The organism is Mesorhizobium sp. MC2-1-1 (assembly GCF_057597255.1).
The window spans coordinates 3,594,265-3,606,915 of record NZ_CP195205.1 but is presented as its reverse complement, the minus strand read 5'-3'; the positions used below and the strand labels follow the sequence as shown (position 1 = coordinate 3,606,915).

14 protein-coding genes are annotated in these 12,651 nt (G+C 64.7%); 1 reads left to right on the top strand and 13 read right to left on the bottom strand.

What is annotated here, in order from left to right; genetic code table 11:
- Positions 1 to 49: 49 nt before the first annotated feature.
- The 10 genes from phnD to phnG form a co-directional block, all read right to left on the bottom strand.
- Positions 50 to 958 carry a phosphonate ABC transporter substrate-binding protein gene (gene phnD / locus ACR64R_RS17845; protein ID WP_487357648.1) on the bottom strand — a complete coding sequence of 303 codons (909 nt, stop codon included), beginning with the start codon at positions 956 to 958 and terminating at the stop codon, positions 50 to 52.
- A 139-nt stretch (positions 959 to 1,097) separates the two neighbouring features.
- Entirely contained in the window at positions 1,098 to 1,955 is an 858-nt protein-coding gene (gene phnC / locus ACR64R_RS17840; protein ID WP_487357647.1) for a phosphonate ABC transporter ATP-binding protein, read from the bottom strand.
- 116 nt (positions 1,956 to 2,071) lie between these two features.
- A complete protein-coding gene (locus tag ACR64R_RS17835; protein ID WP_487357646.1) occupies positions 2,072 to 2,782 on the bottom strand; it encodes a DUF1868 domain-containing protein in 711 nt (236 codons plus the stop codon).
- 128 nt (positions 2,783 to 2,910) lie between these two features.
- Positions 2,911 to 3,525, bottom strand: a complete 615-nt coding sequence (locus ACR64R_RS17830) for a DapH/DapD/GlmU-related protein (RefSeq protein WP_487357645.1) — start codon at positions 3,523 to 3,525, stop codon at positions 2,911 to 2,913.
- Positions 3,522 to 4,229 carry a phosphonate C-P lyase system protein PhnL gene (gene phnL / locus ACR64R_RS17825; RefSeq protein ID WP_487357644.1) on the bottom strand — a complete coding sequence of 236 codons (708 nt, stop codon included), beginning with the start codon at positions 4,227 to 4,229 and terminating at the stop codon, positions 3,522 to 3,524. The genes ACR64R_RS17830 and phnL overlap by 4 nt, the downstream gene beginning before the upstream one ends.
- Before the next feature lie 69 nt (positions 4,230 to 4,298).
- Positions 4,299 to 5,075, bottom strand: a complete 777-nt coding sequence (gene phnK, locus ACR64R_RS17820; RefSeq protein ID WP_487357643.1) for a phosphonate C-P lyase system protein PhnK — start codon at positions 5,073 to 5,075, stop codon at positions 4,299 to 4,301.
- Positions 5,072 to 5,983: an alpha-D-ribose 1-methylphosphonate 5-phosphate C-P-lyase PhnJ gene (locus ACR64R_RS17815; RefSeq protein WP_487357642.1), complete on the bottom strand. Its 912-nt coding sequence runs from the start codon at positions 5,981 to 5,983 to the stop codon at positions 5,072 to 5,074. The genes phnK and ACR64R_RS17815 overlap by 4 nt, the downstream gene beginning before the upstream one ends.
- Complete coding sequence (locus tag ACR64R_RS17810) at positions 5,980 to 7,092, bottom strand: carbon-phosphorus lyase complex subunit (protein ID WP_487357641.1); 1,113 nt, start codon at positions 7,090 to 7,092, stop codon at positions 5,980 to 5,982. Before ACR64R_RS17810 ends, ACR64R_RS17815 begins: the two co-directional genes overlap by 4 nt.
- Position 7,093: 1 nt before the next feature.
- Positions 7,094 to 7,705, bottom strand: coding sequence for a phosphonate C-P lyase system protein PhnH (gene phnH, locus ACR64R_RS17805; protein WP_487357640.1), 612 nt, complete (start codon positions 7,703 to 7,705; stop codon positions 7,094 to 7,096).
- On the bottom strand, positions 7,705 to 8,166 hold the full coding sequence (gene phnG, locus ACR64R_RS17800) for a phosphonate C-P lyase system protein PhnG (RefSeq protein WP_487357639.1): 462 nt from the start codon (positions 8,164 to 8,166) through the stop codon (positions 7,705 to 7,707). The genes phnH and phnG overlap by 1 nt, the downstream gene beginning before the upstream one ends.
- Positions 8,167 to 8,257: 91 nt before the next feature.
- Between phnG and phnF the strand changes: the two genes are divergently transcribed.
- Positions 8,258 to 9,037, top strand: a complete 780-nt coding sequence (phnF, locus tag ACR64R_RS17795) for a phosphonate metabolism transcriptional regulator PhnF (RefSeq protein WP_487357638.1) — start codon at positions 8,258 to 8,260, stop codon at positions 9,035 to 9,037.
- Positions 9,038 to 9,043: 6 nt separating this feature from the next.
- Here the strand turns inward: phnF and ACR64R_RS17790 are convergent, their stop codons facing one another.
- From ACR64R_RS17790 to ACR64R_RS17780, 3 genes are all read right to left on the bottom strand, one after another.
- Positions 9,044 to 10,060 carry a zinc-binding alcohol dehydrogenase family protein gene (locus tag ACR64R_RS17790; protein WP_487357637.1) on the bottom strand — a complete coding sequence of 339 codons (1,017 nt, stop codon included), beginning with the start codon at positions 10,058 to 10,060 and terminating at the stop codon, positions 9,044 to 9,046.
- A 69-nt stretch (positions 10,061 to 10,129) separates the two neighbouring features.
- Entirely contained in the window at positions 10,130 to 11,095 is a 966-nt protein-coding gene (locus ACR64R_RS17785) for an ABC transporter permease (RefSeq protein WP_487357636.1), read from the bottom strand.
- Positions 11,092 to 12,645 carry a sugar ABC transporter ATP-binding protein gene (locus tag ACR64R_RS17780; RefSeq protein WP_487357635.1) on the bottom strand — a complete coding sequence of 518 codons (1,554 nt, stop codon included), beginning with the start codon at positions 12,643 to 12,645 and terminating at the stop codon, positions 11,092 to 11,094. Before ACR64R_RS17780 ends, ACR64R_RS17785 begins: the two co-directional genes overlap by 4 nt.
- Positions 12,646 to 12,651: the final 6 nt, after the last annotated feature.

Below are 12,651 nucleotides of genomic sequence, written 5' to 3'. Positions count from 1 at the left end.
ACATGCAAAAAGGGCGGCGTTTCGAACGCCGCCCTTTTTCCTGCTGCCTTCAGCCGCCGATAGCGGCTTTACGGGCTTCGACAATGACGTTGTAGAAGTCAGGCTTGACCGGGACATAGCCGGTGAAATCGCCGCCTTCGACGCCTTCGAAGCAAGCCTTGTCCTTGGTGGGCAGGGCGGTGAAGAAGGCGGTCAGCTTCGCCGTCATTTCGTCGCCGAGCGCGGTGCGCACGACCAGCGGACCGTTCGGGATCAGTCCCGAGCGCCACACCTCGACGAAGTCGTTCGGGTCGACGGCGCCCTTGGCGACTTCCTTGTGGAAGGTGCCGGAGGTGTAGCCGTTCTTGAAGTCACCGATGCCGGAGGAATCGTCCACCGCTACGTCGACCTTGCCGTCGCGTACGGCCAGGATGTTGTTCTCATGGCCGCCGTTGAACTGGGTCGAGGCGAAGTAAGTCTCGTTGGAAGCGCCGGTGTCCTTCGGAATCTGGGTCAGCGGGATCAGGTAGCCCGAGGTCGAGTCCGGGTCGGCGTAGCCGAGCTTCTTGCCCTTGGCCGACTTGATGTCGGTGATGCCGGAGGTCTTGAGCGCCAGGCCGATCGAGTAGTAACCGGTCGAGCCGTCGGTCTGCTTGGTGGTGAGGATCGGGGTGACCGCCTTCGGGTCCTTCAGATAGACGCTGGCGTAGCCGGACGCGCCGAGCTCGGCGAAGTCGAGCGTGCCGCCGAGCAAGCCCTGGATGACGCCGTCATAGTCGGCGGCCGGGAACAGCGACACCTTCTCGAAGCCGAATTCCGACTTCAGGTGGTCGGCGAGGCACTGGTAGTTGCGCAGACGATCGGCCTCGTTCTCGCCGCCGAGGATGCCGACGCGGAACTCCTTGATATCGGCGGCGTGCGCTGCGCTTGCCGCCATGGCGAGCAGCGAAACCGCCCCAAAAACCATTTTCCTGAACATTTTGCTCTCTCCTGTTTTCCGGCCGCGCGCCGGCAGCGTTCTGATTTTCAAGTCTTGCCTTTGACGCTGGCGGGCGATCCGGGTTGCTCTGCCGAAACCCACGTTCTGCCCGGACCGCCTGGGTCCGAGCGGGCGGAACTCAGTAGCCAGGGAAGGCGGGTTCGAGCGGTCCGGCGGATGCGGTGATCCTCGGCTTGACGGTCACGCTGGTCGACGTGATGGCTTCCGAGATCTCGGTGCCGCTGGCATCGGCGCCATAGACGGTGCGCACGGCGTCGCGGTCGAGGTCTTCAGGGGCGCCGTCGAAGACGACCTTGCCGGCGGCCATGCCGATGATGCGGCTGCAATAGGCGCGGGCGGTGTCCAGCGTATGGAGATTGGTGACGACGGTGATGCCTTCGCGCAGGTTGATGTCGCGCAGCGAGTCCATCACCACCTTGGCGTTGAGCGGGTCGAGCGAGGCGATCGGCTCGTCGGCCAGAAGCACTTTCGGCTGCTGCATCATGGCGCGGGCGATCGCCACACGTTGCTGCTGGCCGCCGGACAAGGTGCCGGCCGGCTGCAGCGCGGTGCGGGCAATGTCGAGGCGCTCCAGCGCGGCCACCGCCTCGGCGCATTCGGTACGCGTGAACATGCCGAGCAGGTTGGAAACCGTGGAGCGATGGTTGAGGCGGCCGAGCAGCACGTTGGTTAAGACGTCGAGGCGCGGCACGAGGTTGAACTGCTGGAAGATCATGGCGCAGTCGCGCTGCCAGCGGCGCAACGGCGAACCCCGCAGGCTTGAGACCTCGGCGCCGTCAAAAAAAATCGACCCATGGCTGGGATCGATGAGACGGTTGATCATGCGTAGAAGCGTCGACTTGCCGGCGCCCGAGCGACCGATGATGCCGACCATCTGACCGTGCGGGATCGAGATGTTGATATCGCTGACAGCGGTGTTCTTGCCAAATCGTCGGGTTACGCCGCGGATTTCCAGCGTGGCCGATGATGCCGACATACCAAAGCTCCAGTCCGTCGCGGTTTTGCAGGTCTGTTGACCTTCGCTAGCGCAGGCCGATGAAGCTGGGGTGTCGGATTGATGTCAGTTTTGTTACGAGTCACAGGCTTGGAGATTTAGCCAAGCACCAGCAGTTCCTCGAAATTCTTCATGTCCTTGAAACTGCAGAAGGCCGGGGGCCTGAGTTCGATCACCGGAGCTTCGCGCTCGAGGAATGACTTGCAGTCATCGAACAGGTCCTGCCAGGCGGAGGCCCGCTCGTCGGCGAGACGGCGGATCTGGTAGGCGAAGGTGATATGGAAGACATAGGAGTCGTGGTCCGGATGGCGGTAGCCGAACGGTACCGACAGCGCGTCGCGCCAGGCCTTCAGGTTTTGTCTGTCTTCCTCGGTGACGCCGGCGACGGTGAGGCCGGTCGGCACGACTTCGACGACCTTGACCTTGAACGGGCCGTGGCCCTCGAAGCCTTGCAGACGTTCGAAATAGAGGCGGGTCATCTCGTCGATGCCGGTGTCGATCGGAACGTCCGAAGGCCAGTAGGGAAGGCGGCGCCGGTATTCGATGACGCCCTGGAACAGCGTCATGTGCAGGCTGGAGATCGGCGTGAAGGCGAGGCGATCGGCATCGGGCATGGCATGCATGCGCTCGCGTACCGCGACAATTGCTGCTTGCGAAGGCGAGCCTTCGACCAGATGGCAGACGACGGTGTTGCCCGGTTCGAGGAGGAAGTTGCCGGCCGTGTCGTAACGGGTGCCGAGGTGCACCGGCGCTATCGGGTTGGTACCTTCGAAAAATCCGGCGAGCGAAGGTCTGGTTGTGTCGAGCATGGCGATCTCCTTGGGGGGAGATCGCGTCCTGTCCGAGTCATGTGTCAAGGATGTGAATGGTGAATGGTGAATGGTGAATGGTGAATGGTGAGAAGAAGAGCTTCGTTGCCATTCACCATTCACGATCTTCAGCCGCCATATTTCTCCAGGAACGCCTCCGCCTCCAGCTCGCGAAAATCGTCGAGCGCGGCGCGCAGCCTGGCGTGGTCCCAATCCCACCATGCGAGCGCCTGGTAGCGCTCGGCGGTGCGGCGGTCGAAACGCTCGCGGATCGGCTTTGCCGGCACGCCGCCGACGATGGTGTAGGGCGCGACGTCCTTCGACACGACCGCGCCGGCGCCGACCGCCGCGCCGTCGCCGACGGTGACCCCCGGCAGGATGGTCGAGCCGTGGCCGAGCCAGGTGTCGTGGCCGATGGTGACGCGCCTGGCGCGGCGCTCAGCGAAAAACGCGCTTTCGTGCTCGGCGTCGTCCCAATAGTCCGACGCGCGGTAGGTGAAGTGATGCAGCGTCGGCCGCCATGTCGGATGATTGGTGGCGTTGATGCGCACGCTCGCAGCGATGTTGGAGAACTTGCCGATGGTGGCGCACCAGACGGCGCAATCCTGCATCATGTAGGAATAGTCGCCAAGCTCGCATTCGGCGACGCGGCTGCGCTCGGCGATCTCGGTCCAGCGACCGAGCGTGGAGTTCTCGACCTGCGCCGTGGGATGGATCAGCGGCGTCTCCGAAAGCTTCATCATGCTGCTGCCTTGGCTGCCGCGAACGCGGTGACATCGATGACGCGATCGGCGACCGCGTCGCGCACGTCGAGGTCGTGGAAGATACCGAGCAGGGCAACGCCCGCCGCCTTCTTGGCCCCGATGAGTTCGACCACGACATCGCGATTCTTCGCATCAAGCGAAGCGGTCGGCTCGTCGAGCAGCAGGATCGGATGCTCGGTGATGAAACCGCGCGCAATGTTGACGCGCTGCTGCTCGCCGCCCGAGAAGGTCGCCGGCGGCAGGGCCCACAGCTTTTCGGGAAGGTTGAGCCGCGCCAGCAGCGAACGCGCCTTCGCCCGCGCGCTTTCCCTGTCCTCGCCGCGCTCGACCAGCGGCTCGGCGACGACATCGAGCGCCGAGACGCGCGGCACGGTGCGCAGGAACTGGCTGACATAGCCGATCGTTTGCCGGCGCACGGAAAGCACGGTGCGCGGGCTGGCGCTGGCGAGATCGATCAGGCCGTTCCCGTGCTGGACGATGATCTGGCCTTCGTCGACGGCATAGTTGCCGTAGAGCATCTTCAGGATCGAGCTCTTGCCCGCGCCGGACGGACCGCCGAGCACGGCGCATTCGCCGGCGCGGATCGAGAAGGAGACGCCCTGCACCACCGGAAGCGTGATGCCGTCGCGCAGATGCATGGTGAAGCTTTTGGCGACGTCCGAGACAACGAGAGGAGTGGCCATGGTTAGAGTCCTTTATTTTGCCGCATGGTCTGGTCCGAAAACCGGCTTCCACTTTTCGGGACCATGCGGCTAGACCTGCAAAATCGAAGACACGAGAAGCTGGGTATAAGGCGCGCGCGGATCGTCGAGCACGCGGTCGGTGAGGCCGCTTTCGACGACGCGGCCGTCCTTCATCACCATAATGCGCTGCGACAGGAGCCGTGCCACGGCGAGGTCGTGGGTGACGACGATCGCGGCCAGCCCGAGATCGGTGACCAGGCCGCGCAACAAGTCGAGCAGTCGCGCCTGGACCGAGACGTCGAGCCCGCCGGTCGGCTCGTCCATGAACACCAGGCGCGGTCCGGTGACCAGGTTGCGGGCGATCTGCAGGCGCTGGCGCATGCCGCCGGAAAAGGCGCGCGGCTCGTCGTCGATGCGATCCTCACCGATCTCCACGCGAGACAGCCAGTCGACGGCGGTGGCGCGGATCCTGCCGTAGTGGCGGTCGCCCACCGCCATCAGCCGCTCGCCGACGTTGGCGCCGGCCGACACCGTCATGCGCAGGCCGTCGGCCGGATTCTGGTGGACGAAGCCCCAGTCGGTGCGCATCAGGAAGCGACGCTCGGCCTCGCTCATGCGGTAAAGCTCGCGCCACTGGCCGTCGCGCATGCGGTAGCTGGCCGTGCCGGAGGAGGGCAGCGGCCTGGTCGACAGGCAGTTGAGCAGCGTCGTCTTGCCGGAGCCGGACTCGCCGACCACCGCCAGGACCTCGCCCGGCCAGAGGTCGAAAGTGACGTTCTCGCAGCCGACGCGCGAGCCGTAAAATTTGGACAGCGCCGAGACGCGCAGCAGAGGTTCGTCGCTCATTCGGCCGGCTCCGTCTTGTCCGAGGCAAGATGGTTTTCGGCGGCGAGATGGCCGTGATGGCCGTCGGCACGCCGCTTCTCGCAATGGTCGGTGTCCGAACAGACGAACATGTGGCCGCCATGGTCGTCGAGGATGACCTCGTCGAGATAGACATTCCCGGCGCCACAGAGAGCGCAGGGCTGGTCGAAGCTCTGCACCTCGAACGGATGATCCTCGAAATCCAGACTGACGACGTCGGTGAAAGGTGGCACCGCGTAAATGCGCTTCTCGCGGCCAGCGCCGAACAATTGCAAAGCCGGCGAACGATGCATCTTCGGATTGTCGAATTTGGGCGTCGGCGAGGGGTCCATCACGTAACGGCCCTCGACCTTGACCGGATAGGCGTAGGTGGTGGCGATGCGGCCGTGCTTGGCGATGTCCTCATAGAGCTTCACATGCATCAGGCCGTATTCCTCGAGCGCATGCATCTTGCGTGTCTCGGTCTCACGCGGCTCGAGGAAGCGCAGCGGCTCGGGAATCGGCACCTGGAAGACCAGTACCTGGGCAGCCGTCAGCGGTTGCTCGGGGATGCGGTGGCGTGTCTGGATGATAGTGGCTTTCGTCGTTTCGGTGGTGACAGCGACCTTGGCGACTTTCTTGAAGAAAGCGCGGATCGAGACGGCGTTGGTCGTGTCGTCCGCGCCCTGGTCGATGACTTTCAGCACATCTTCGGGGCCGATGATCGAAGCGGTGACCTGGACGCCGCCCGTGCCCCAGCCATAGGGCATCGGCATTTCGCGCGAGGCGAATGGCACCTGGTAGCCGGGAATGGCGATGCCCTTCAGGATGGCGCGGCGGATCATCCGCTTGGTCTGTTCGTCGAGATAGGCGAAGTTGTAGGTTGCGATGTCGGTCGATTGCGCGTTCATTCCGCGGCCTCCCTTTTCTGTTCGGCCTTGTCCTCGTTCTCGCGCGCCTCGTATTCAGTGCGCATGCGGCGCACCAGGCCGAGCTCGGCCTGGAAGTCGACATAATGCGGCAGTTTCAGATGCTCGACGAAGCCGGTCGCCTGGACATTGTCGGAATGCGAGATGACGAATTCTTCGTCCTGCGCGGCGGCGACGACATCCTCGCCAAGCTCGCCGGCGCGCAGCGCCCGGTCGCAGAGCGCCATCGCCATCGCCTTGCGCTCGCTCTGGCCGAAGACCAGGCCGTAGCCGCGGGTGAACTGCGGCGGCGCCTTGGCCGAGCCCTTGAACTGGTTGACCATCTGACATTCGGTGACGCGGATCGAACCGAGCGGCACGGCAAAGGGGAGTTCCGGCACCTCCAGCTCCAGCTCGACCTCGCCGATACGGACCTCGCCGACAAAGGGGTGGTTGCGGGCATAGCCGCGCTGTGTCGAATAGCCGAGCGCCAGCAGGAACCCTTCGTCGCCGCGCGACAGCGCCTGCAGGCGGATGTCGCGCGCCATCGGGAATTGCAGCGGCTCGCGGGTGATGTCGCCGGGTACATGGTCCAACGGCATGTCGCCATCGGCCTCGATCAGGCCTTCATGGGCGAGGATCGCGGAGACGCGCGGCATGGCTTCGGCCTCGACCGGACGCCGCGCGGGCGCTTCGACCTCGGCACCGGCGGCGAGCTCGGGATCAAGCAGGCGGTGGGTATAGTCGAAGGTCGGGCCAAGCACTTGGCCGCCCGGCAGGTCCTTGTAGGTGGCCGACACGCGCCGCTCGAGCTGCATGGCGCCGGTATCGACCGGATTGGTGTAGCCGAAGCGCGGCAGCGTGGTGCGGTAGGCGCGTACCAGGAAGATCGCCTCGATCATGTCGCCACGCGCCTGGACGACGGCGAGTGCCGCCAGTTCGCGGTCATGGAGCGAGCCTTCGCTCATCACGCGGTCGACGCCGAGCGCAAGCTGCTCGGCGATCTGGTCGAGGCGCAGCGCGGGCACCGAGCGGTCGCCGCGTCGGCGATCGGCAAGCAGGCGGTGCGCATTGGCAATGGCGGCTTCGCCGCCTTTCACCGCGACATACATGTCATGCCTCCATCGACTTGATGCGGGTGGTGCGGGGCAGGCAGGCGAGGCTGCCGGGCGCCGCCAGGATGATGTCGACGCCGCGCGGGAACCGCTGGTTGTTTTGTTTCCGCTGCTCGACGAAATGGCGGGGCATGCCGGTCGGCGCGATCATCGCCGTCTTCTCGATGCCGGGGCCTTCGAGCAGCAGGGTGGGGCCGGAGCCGAGATCGCCGGTGAGCAGGATGAGCGTCGTCGAACGGTCAGGATATTCCTGCGTGCCCTGCGAGAAACCGTCGAGCGCCGTCATTTCCTTCGGATTGGCGATGAAGGCGAAATGCGCGTCGGCCGGCGTGTTGGCCAGGGGCGCGCCGGTGTGAAAGCCGAGCCAGGCCTTGACCTGAGCCTCCGCCTGCAGCGGATGATCGAGCCAGACCGGCGTGTCGTTGTCGCAGAGCGCCAACGCCACCGCACCTGCCGTCGCCAACAACGGTGCTGGCGGGCGGGCGAACTGCGGCAGGTCCTGAACGGTGCCTGGGCGCGCCATCGCATCCATGATGGCGCGGAAGACGGTCTGGGCGTTGAAGACCGGCTCGGTGAAGCCGCCGTCGATCGATTGCGTGGCGATATTCATCAGTCCTCTCCGCGTACCATGGTGAAGAAGTCCACTTTCGTTGCCGCCGTCTCGACGCGCTTTGTCTCGCGCGCCGCATCGAGTGCCGCGCGCAGGGGCGTGACCAGCTTCGTCTCGACCGCCGCGCGATGTGCCGGATCCTGCCAGAGCGCGTCGGCGATCGCCGCAAGCCTGGCCTTGCCCTTGTCGCGGCCGAGCGCATAGGAATGGCCGACTTGTCCGGACGGCAGCCGCACCGTGGCGCGGGTGACCGTCGCTTCGCCGACATTGAACGGGGCGCCGCCGCCGCCGATCCGCCCGCGCACCGTCACCAGTCCGGTCTCCGGGCCACGCAAAAGCTCCGCCTCGGAAGGCAGGCCCGACTCATTCCACAGACGGGCGATCTCATCGGCCGCGGCATGCGCGAGCGTCGCCATCATGGCCTTCCGCCCCGCCTGCTCGCGCGCTTCCTGTCCTCGCATGGCATCGCTCCCTGCATTCATAAATTTGTCTATTGATATAGACAACTATACAAATTATACTCACCTCGTAACGGGAGTCCATGACGGATGGATGACAACCCGGGAAAATGCTTGGGGGCGATGGGTGACGGGACTGACGGCCAGTATCGAAAGGCGGAACGGCGTGTCGCTGTGGCGGCAGATCGCCGACCGGATCCTGCAGGCGATCGCCAATGGCGATTTCGCCGAGAACGCGGCGTTGCCGCCCGAAATCGTGCTGGCGGAACGTTATGGCGTCAACCGCCACACCGTGCGTAGCGCCATTGCCGCGCTCGTGCATGAAGGCGTGCTGAAGGCAGAGCAGGGACGCGGCACCTTCGTCCTGTCGCGCAAGCGGCTGTACTATCCGATCGGTGCGCGCACGCGCTTCTCGACCGGTCTGCAGGGGCAGACGAGCGAGCGGCATATCGCGCTCCTGTCTTCATCCACGGAGCCTGCCAGCCGGCGCATCGCCGAGGCGCTGGGCATCGCCAAGGGCGCTGCCGTCATTCGCCTGGAGACGCGTGGCGAGGCCGATGGTCATCCGGTGTCGCGAGCAACAACCTGGTTCGACGCCAAGCGCTTCGCCGGCATCGAGGCCGCGATGGCGGAAACGGGGTCGATCACCGCCTCGCTCAAGCGTTTCGGCATCAACGATTACCTCAGGCAATCGACCGTGCTGTCGGCACGTCATGCCGATGCCGACGACCTTGCCGCGCTCGATCTGCAGCCCGGCGCCATCGTGCTGGTCACCGTCGCTGTCAACGTCACGCTCGACGGCCAGCCGATCCAGTTCGCGGAGTCGCGCTTTCCCGCCGAGCGGGTGGAGCTCAGGCTCTCGGCGAACGACTAACGACGCTCAGGCCACCTCGATGACGGCCTTGATCAGGCCGGACTTCTCATGCGCCCATAGGGCAAGGTCGCGGGGCGTTCCGGCAAGCGTGGTGCGATGGGTGACGAGCTTGTCCAACGGCACGTCGCCATTGCGGATCGAGGCCGCGACATGCTCGAAATCGGCCTTCAGCGCATTGCGGCTGCCGATCAGCGTCATCTCTCGCTTGTGGAATTCGGGGTCGGAAAATGTGATGTCGTCCTTGACGACGCTGACCAGTACCAGCGTGCCGCCATGCGCGACATGGGCGAAGGCCGACTGCACCGATTGCGTGTTGCCGGTCGCGTCGAACACGAGGTCGAAACCTTCGCCGCCGGTCGCCTGCCGCACCAGTTCGGAAGCCGCTGCCTTCGAGCTGTCCAGCGGAGCGAAGCCGAGTTCCTTTTCGGCGAAGCCGAGACGCTCGGCGCTCATGTCGAGCAGGCTGACATCCAGCCCGGCGATGCGCGCGAAGATCGCCGTGCCGAGGCCGATCGGCCCGGCGCCGATGACCAGCGTCCGCGCACCGGGCGGCCCGAGAGAGCGCCGCACCGCATGCGCGCCGATGGCCAGAAACTCAACCGCGGCGGCGTCCGCCAGCGAGAGGCCGTCCGTCGGGTAAAGGTTCTGCGCCGGCACGAGGATCTCGTCGCACATGGCGCCGTCGCGATGCACGCCCAGCACCTCGATCTTCAAGCAGCAATTCGGCTTGCCGTTCCGGCAGGCGATACACTTGCCGCATGAAAGATAGGGGTTGATGATGACCGCCTCGCCGACGGCGAGATCGACACCTTCGCCTTTCTCGACGACGGTGCCGGAAACCTCATGGCCCATGATACGCGGATAGGCGAGGAAGGGATGCTTGCCTTCGAAGATGTGGTAGTCGGTGCCGCAGATGCCGACATGGCTGACCGCGACGCGCGCCCAGCCGCGCGGTGGCGCCCCCGGATCGGCACGGTCTTCGAGGACAAGGTCGCCGGGCGAGCGGCAGACGACGGCTTTCATTGTACAGATCCAGCGAAAAGAGCGTCGGCCTCGGTCTGGCCGGGCCGGCGTGTTGGTTTCAGGGAGGAGTCATTTGCCCCGGCGGCGCAAGCCGTCGAAGTAGACGATGACGATGATCAGTGCTCCGGTTATGACGCGCTGCCAGAAGGTGTTGACGTTAAGCAGGTTGGCGCCGTTGTTGATCGTCGAAAGGATGAAGGAGCCGATCAGCGGTCCGTGCACGGAGCCGATGGCGCCGAACAGCGAGGTGCCGCCGATCACCGACGAGGCGATGGCCTGAAGCTCATAGGTGTCTCCCTGCGTCGGGTTGCCGATGCCGATGCGTGAGGCCAGCAACACGCCGACGAAGGCCGCCAGCAGGCCGGACAGGATATAAGCCATGAAGATGGTGCGCGGCACGTTGACACCGGATAGGCGCGCGGCCTCGGCATTGGAGCCGACCGAGAACAGGTAACGGCCCCAGCGCGTGTGGTGCAGGAATACGTAGGACGGGATGGCGACCAGGACCACCATCCAGAACAGATAGGGGATGCCGAACAGCGAGCCGCGCGAAAAAGCCTGGAACGGATCGCTGTTGATGGAGATCGAGTTGCCGTTGGTCATCAGAAGGCCGATGCCTCGCAGCGAGGTCATGGTGGCCAAAGTGATGATGAAGGGCGGCAAGCCCATCTTGACGATGCCGAAGCCGTGGAAGAGGCCGATGGCGACGCCCACCAGCAAGGTCGCCAGCACCGCCGCCCAGATCGGCCAGCCGGCATTGATCAAAAGCGCGACGATGACCGTGGTGAAGCCGACCACCGCACCGACGGACAGGTCGATGCCGCCGGTGATGATGACGAAGGTCTGGCCAACGGCGAGAATGGCGATCAGCGAGCCCTGGCGCAGAAGATTGGTGATGTTGAGCGCCGTGGCAAAGGAAGGCGTGGCGACGGCCAGCACGACCCACATCAGAAGCAGAAGGCCAAGCAGGGTCAGGCCGAAGAGCGCGTTGAAATTGCGCTTGGTTTTTTCGGCGGGGGTCGCCTCGATGCTCATTTCTGTCCTCCCGACTTTTCTTGTTTCTCGGCCAGCGCCTGTCCCAGAATGTCCTCGTGGCTCGCCGTGCGGAAGCCATGCGTGGCGACCAGCTTGCCGCGCCGGAACACATGCAGCGTGTCGGCAAGCTCGTAGACTTCCGGCAGATAGGACGAGATCAGGATGATGCCGGCGCCCTTTGACAGCAGCGTCGAGAACAGGCGGTAGATCTCGGCCTTGGTGCCGACATCGACGCCCACCGTTGGCTCGTCGAAGATGAACAGCTTGGCGCCATGCGCCAGCCACTTGCCGATGACGATCTTCTGCTGGTTGCCGCCCGACAGGCTGGAAGCGAGCGCGCTGCGCGTCGGCGTCTTGATCCTGAGATTGGCGATCTGGCGGTCGGCCTCAGCTTTCTCCTTGGCACCCGAGATCAGGGCGTTGTTGGAAATGCGCTTGTAGATCGGCAGGTTGAGGTTCATGCCGACGGAAAGGTTAAGACAGAGGCCTTGATCGCGGCGACTTTCGGGGGCCAGCGCCATGCCGAGCTTGATCGCGTCATGCTCGGAATTGACCTGGACCTCCTTGCCCTCCCACAGGATCTGGCCGCCCGATTTCGGGTGGCGGCCATAAAGCGTGGTGACGAACTCGCTGCGGCCGGCGCCGATCAGGCCGTAGAGGCCGACGATCTCGCCGGCCCGGACGGTCACGGAAACATTCTCGAAGCCTTTGCCGGAAAGGTTCTTCGTCTCGACGATCGTGGCGCCGGGGGCGAAATGTTCCTTGTGATAGATCTGCTCAATCGAGCGGTTGATCATCAGCTTCACCAGTTCGGCCTCGTCGGTTTCGGCGATGTCGCGGGTGCCGACCAAGGTGCCGTCGCGCAGTACGGAAACGCGGTCGGCGAGCTCGAACACCTCCTCCATGCGGTGGCTGATGTAGATGATGGTAACGCCTTCGCCCTTCAGCCTTCGGATCAGCTTGAAGAGCTGGTCGGCTTCCTTGCGGGTAAGGTAGGCGGTCGGCTCGTCGAAGATCAGGAATTTCGTGCCGCGTACGGTGGCCCGTGCCGCGGCGATCAGCTGTTGCTGGCCGATCGTGAGATCGCCGAGCATGACATGCGCCGGCAGGTCGAAGCCCAGCCCATCGATGATCTTCTGCGCATCCTTGACCATGGCGCGCTGCTGCAGGAGGCCGAAGCGGGATTCTTCCTCGCCCAGGAACATGTTGGCGGCGACGGTGAGATGGCGGCACAGCACCACTTCCTGGTGGACGGCGTTGATGCCCAGCGCCATCGCCTCATGCGGGGTGGCCAGAGCTACTGGCTTGCCTTCCCAGATGACCTCGCCCGAGGTGCGGGGCATGACGCCGGTCAGAAGCTTGATGAGGGTGGACTTGCCGGCGCCGTTCTCGCCGACGATGGCGTGGATCTCGCCCGCCTTGAAGGCAAGGTGCACCGGCTTCAGCGCATGCGTGCCGGGATAGCGCTTTTCGAGGCCGTTGAGCTCGAGGATCGTCCTGCCCGGTTCCAGCGTAGGGGCCGGATGCAATTCCTGCGCCGTCGACGTCATGACAAT

What these genes read in the sequence shown, in the direction of transcription:
- phnD (WP_487357648.1), bottom strand. Translation starts at nt 958, where the DNA reads ATGTTCAGGAAAATGGTTTTTGGGGCGGTTTCGCTGCTCGCCATGGCG.
- phnC (WP_487357647.1), bottom strand. Translation starts at nt 1,955, where the DNA reads ATGTCGGCATCATCGGCCACGCTGGAAATCCGCGGCGTAACCCGACGA.
- ACR64R_RS17835 (WP_487357646.1), bottom strand. Translation starts at nt 2,782, where the DNA reads ATGCTCGACACAACCAGACCTTCGCTCGCCGGATTTTTCGAAGGTACC.
- ACR64R_RS17830 (WP_487357645.1), bottom strand. Translation starts at nt 3,525, where the DNA reads ATGATGAAGCTTTCGGAGACGCCGCTGATCCATCCCACGGCGCAGGTC.
- phnL (WP_487357644.1), bottom strand. Translation starts at nt 4,229, where the DNA reads ATGGCCACTCCTCTCGTTGTCTCGGACGTCGCCAAAAGCTTCACCATG.
- phnK (WP_487357643.1), bottom strand. Translation starts at nt 5,075, where the DNA reads ATGAGCGACGAACCTCTGCTGCGCGTCTCGGCGCTGTCCAAATTTTAC.
- ACR64R_RS17815 (WP_487357642.1), bottom strand. Translation starts at nt 5,983, where the DNA reads ATGAACGCGCAATCGACCGACATCGCAACCTACAACTTCGCCTATCTC.
- ACR64R_RS17810 (WP_487357641.1), bottom strand. Translation starts at nt 7,092, where the DNA reads ATGTATGTCGCGGTGAAAGGCGGCGAAGCCGCCATTGCCAATGCGCAC.
- phnH (WP_487357640.1), bottom strand. Translation starts at nt 7,705, where the DNA reads ATGAATATCGCCACGCAATCGATCGACGGCGGCTTCACCGAGCCGGTC.
- phnG (WP_487357639.1), bottom strand. Translation starts at nt 8,166, where the DNA reads ATGCGAGGACAGGAAGCGCGCGAGCAGGCGGGGCGGAAGGCCATGATG.
- phnF (WP_487357638.1), top strand. Translation starts at nt 8,258, where the DNA reads ATGACAACCCGGGAAAATGCTTGGGGGCGATGGGTGACGGGACTGACG.
- ACR64R_RS17790 (WP_487357637.1), bottom strand. Translation starts at nt 10,060, where the DNA reads ATGAAAGCCGTCGTCTGCCGCTCGCCCGGCGACCTTGTCCTCGAAGAC.
- ACR64R_RS17785 (WP_487357636.1), bottom strand. Translation starts at nt 11,095, where the DNA reads ATGAGCATCGAGGCGACCCCCGCCGAAAAAACCAAGCGCAATTTCAAC.
- ACR64R_RS17780 (WP_487357635.1), bottom strand. Translation starts at nt 12,645, where the DNA reads ATGACGTCGACGGCGCAGGAATTGCATCCGGCCCCTACGCTGGAACCG.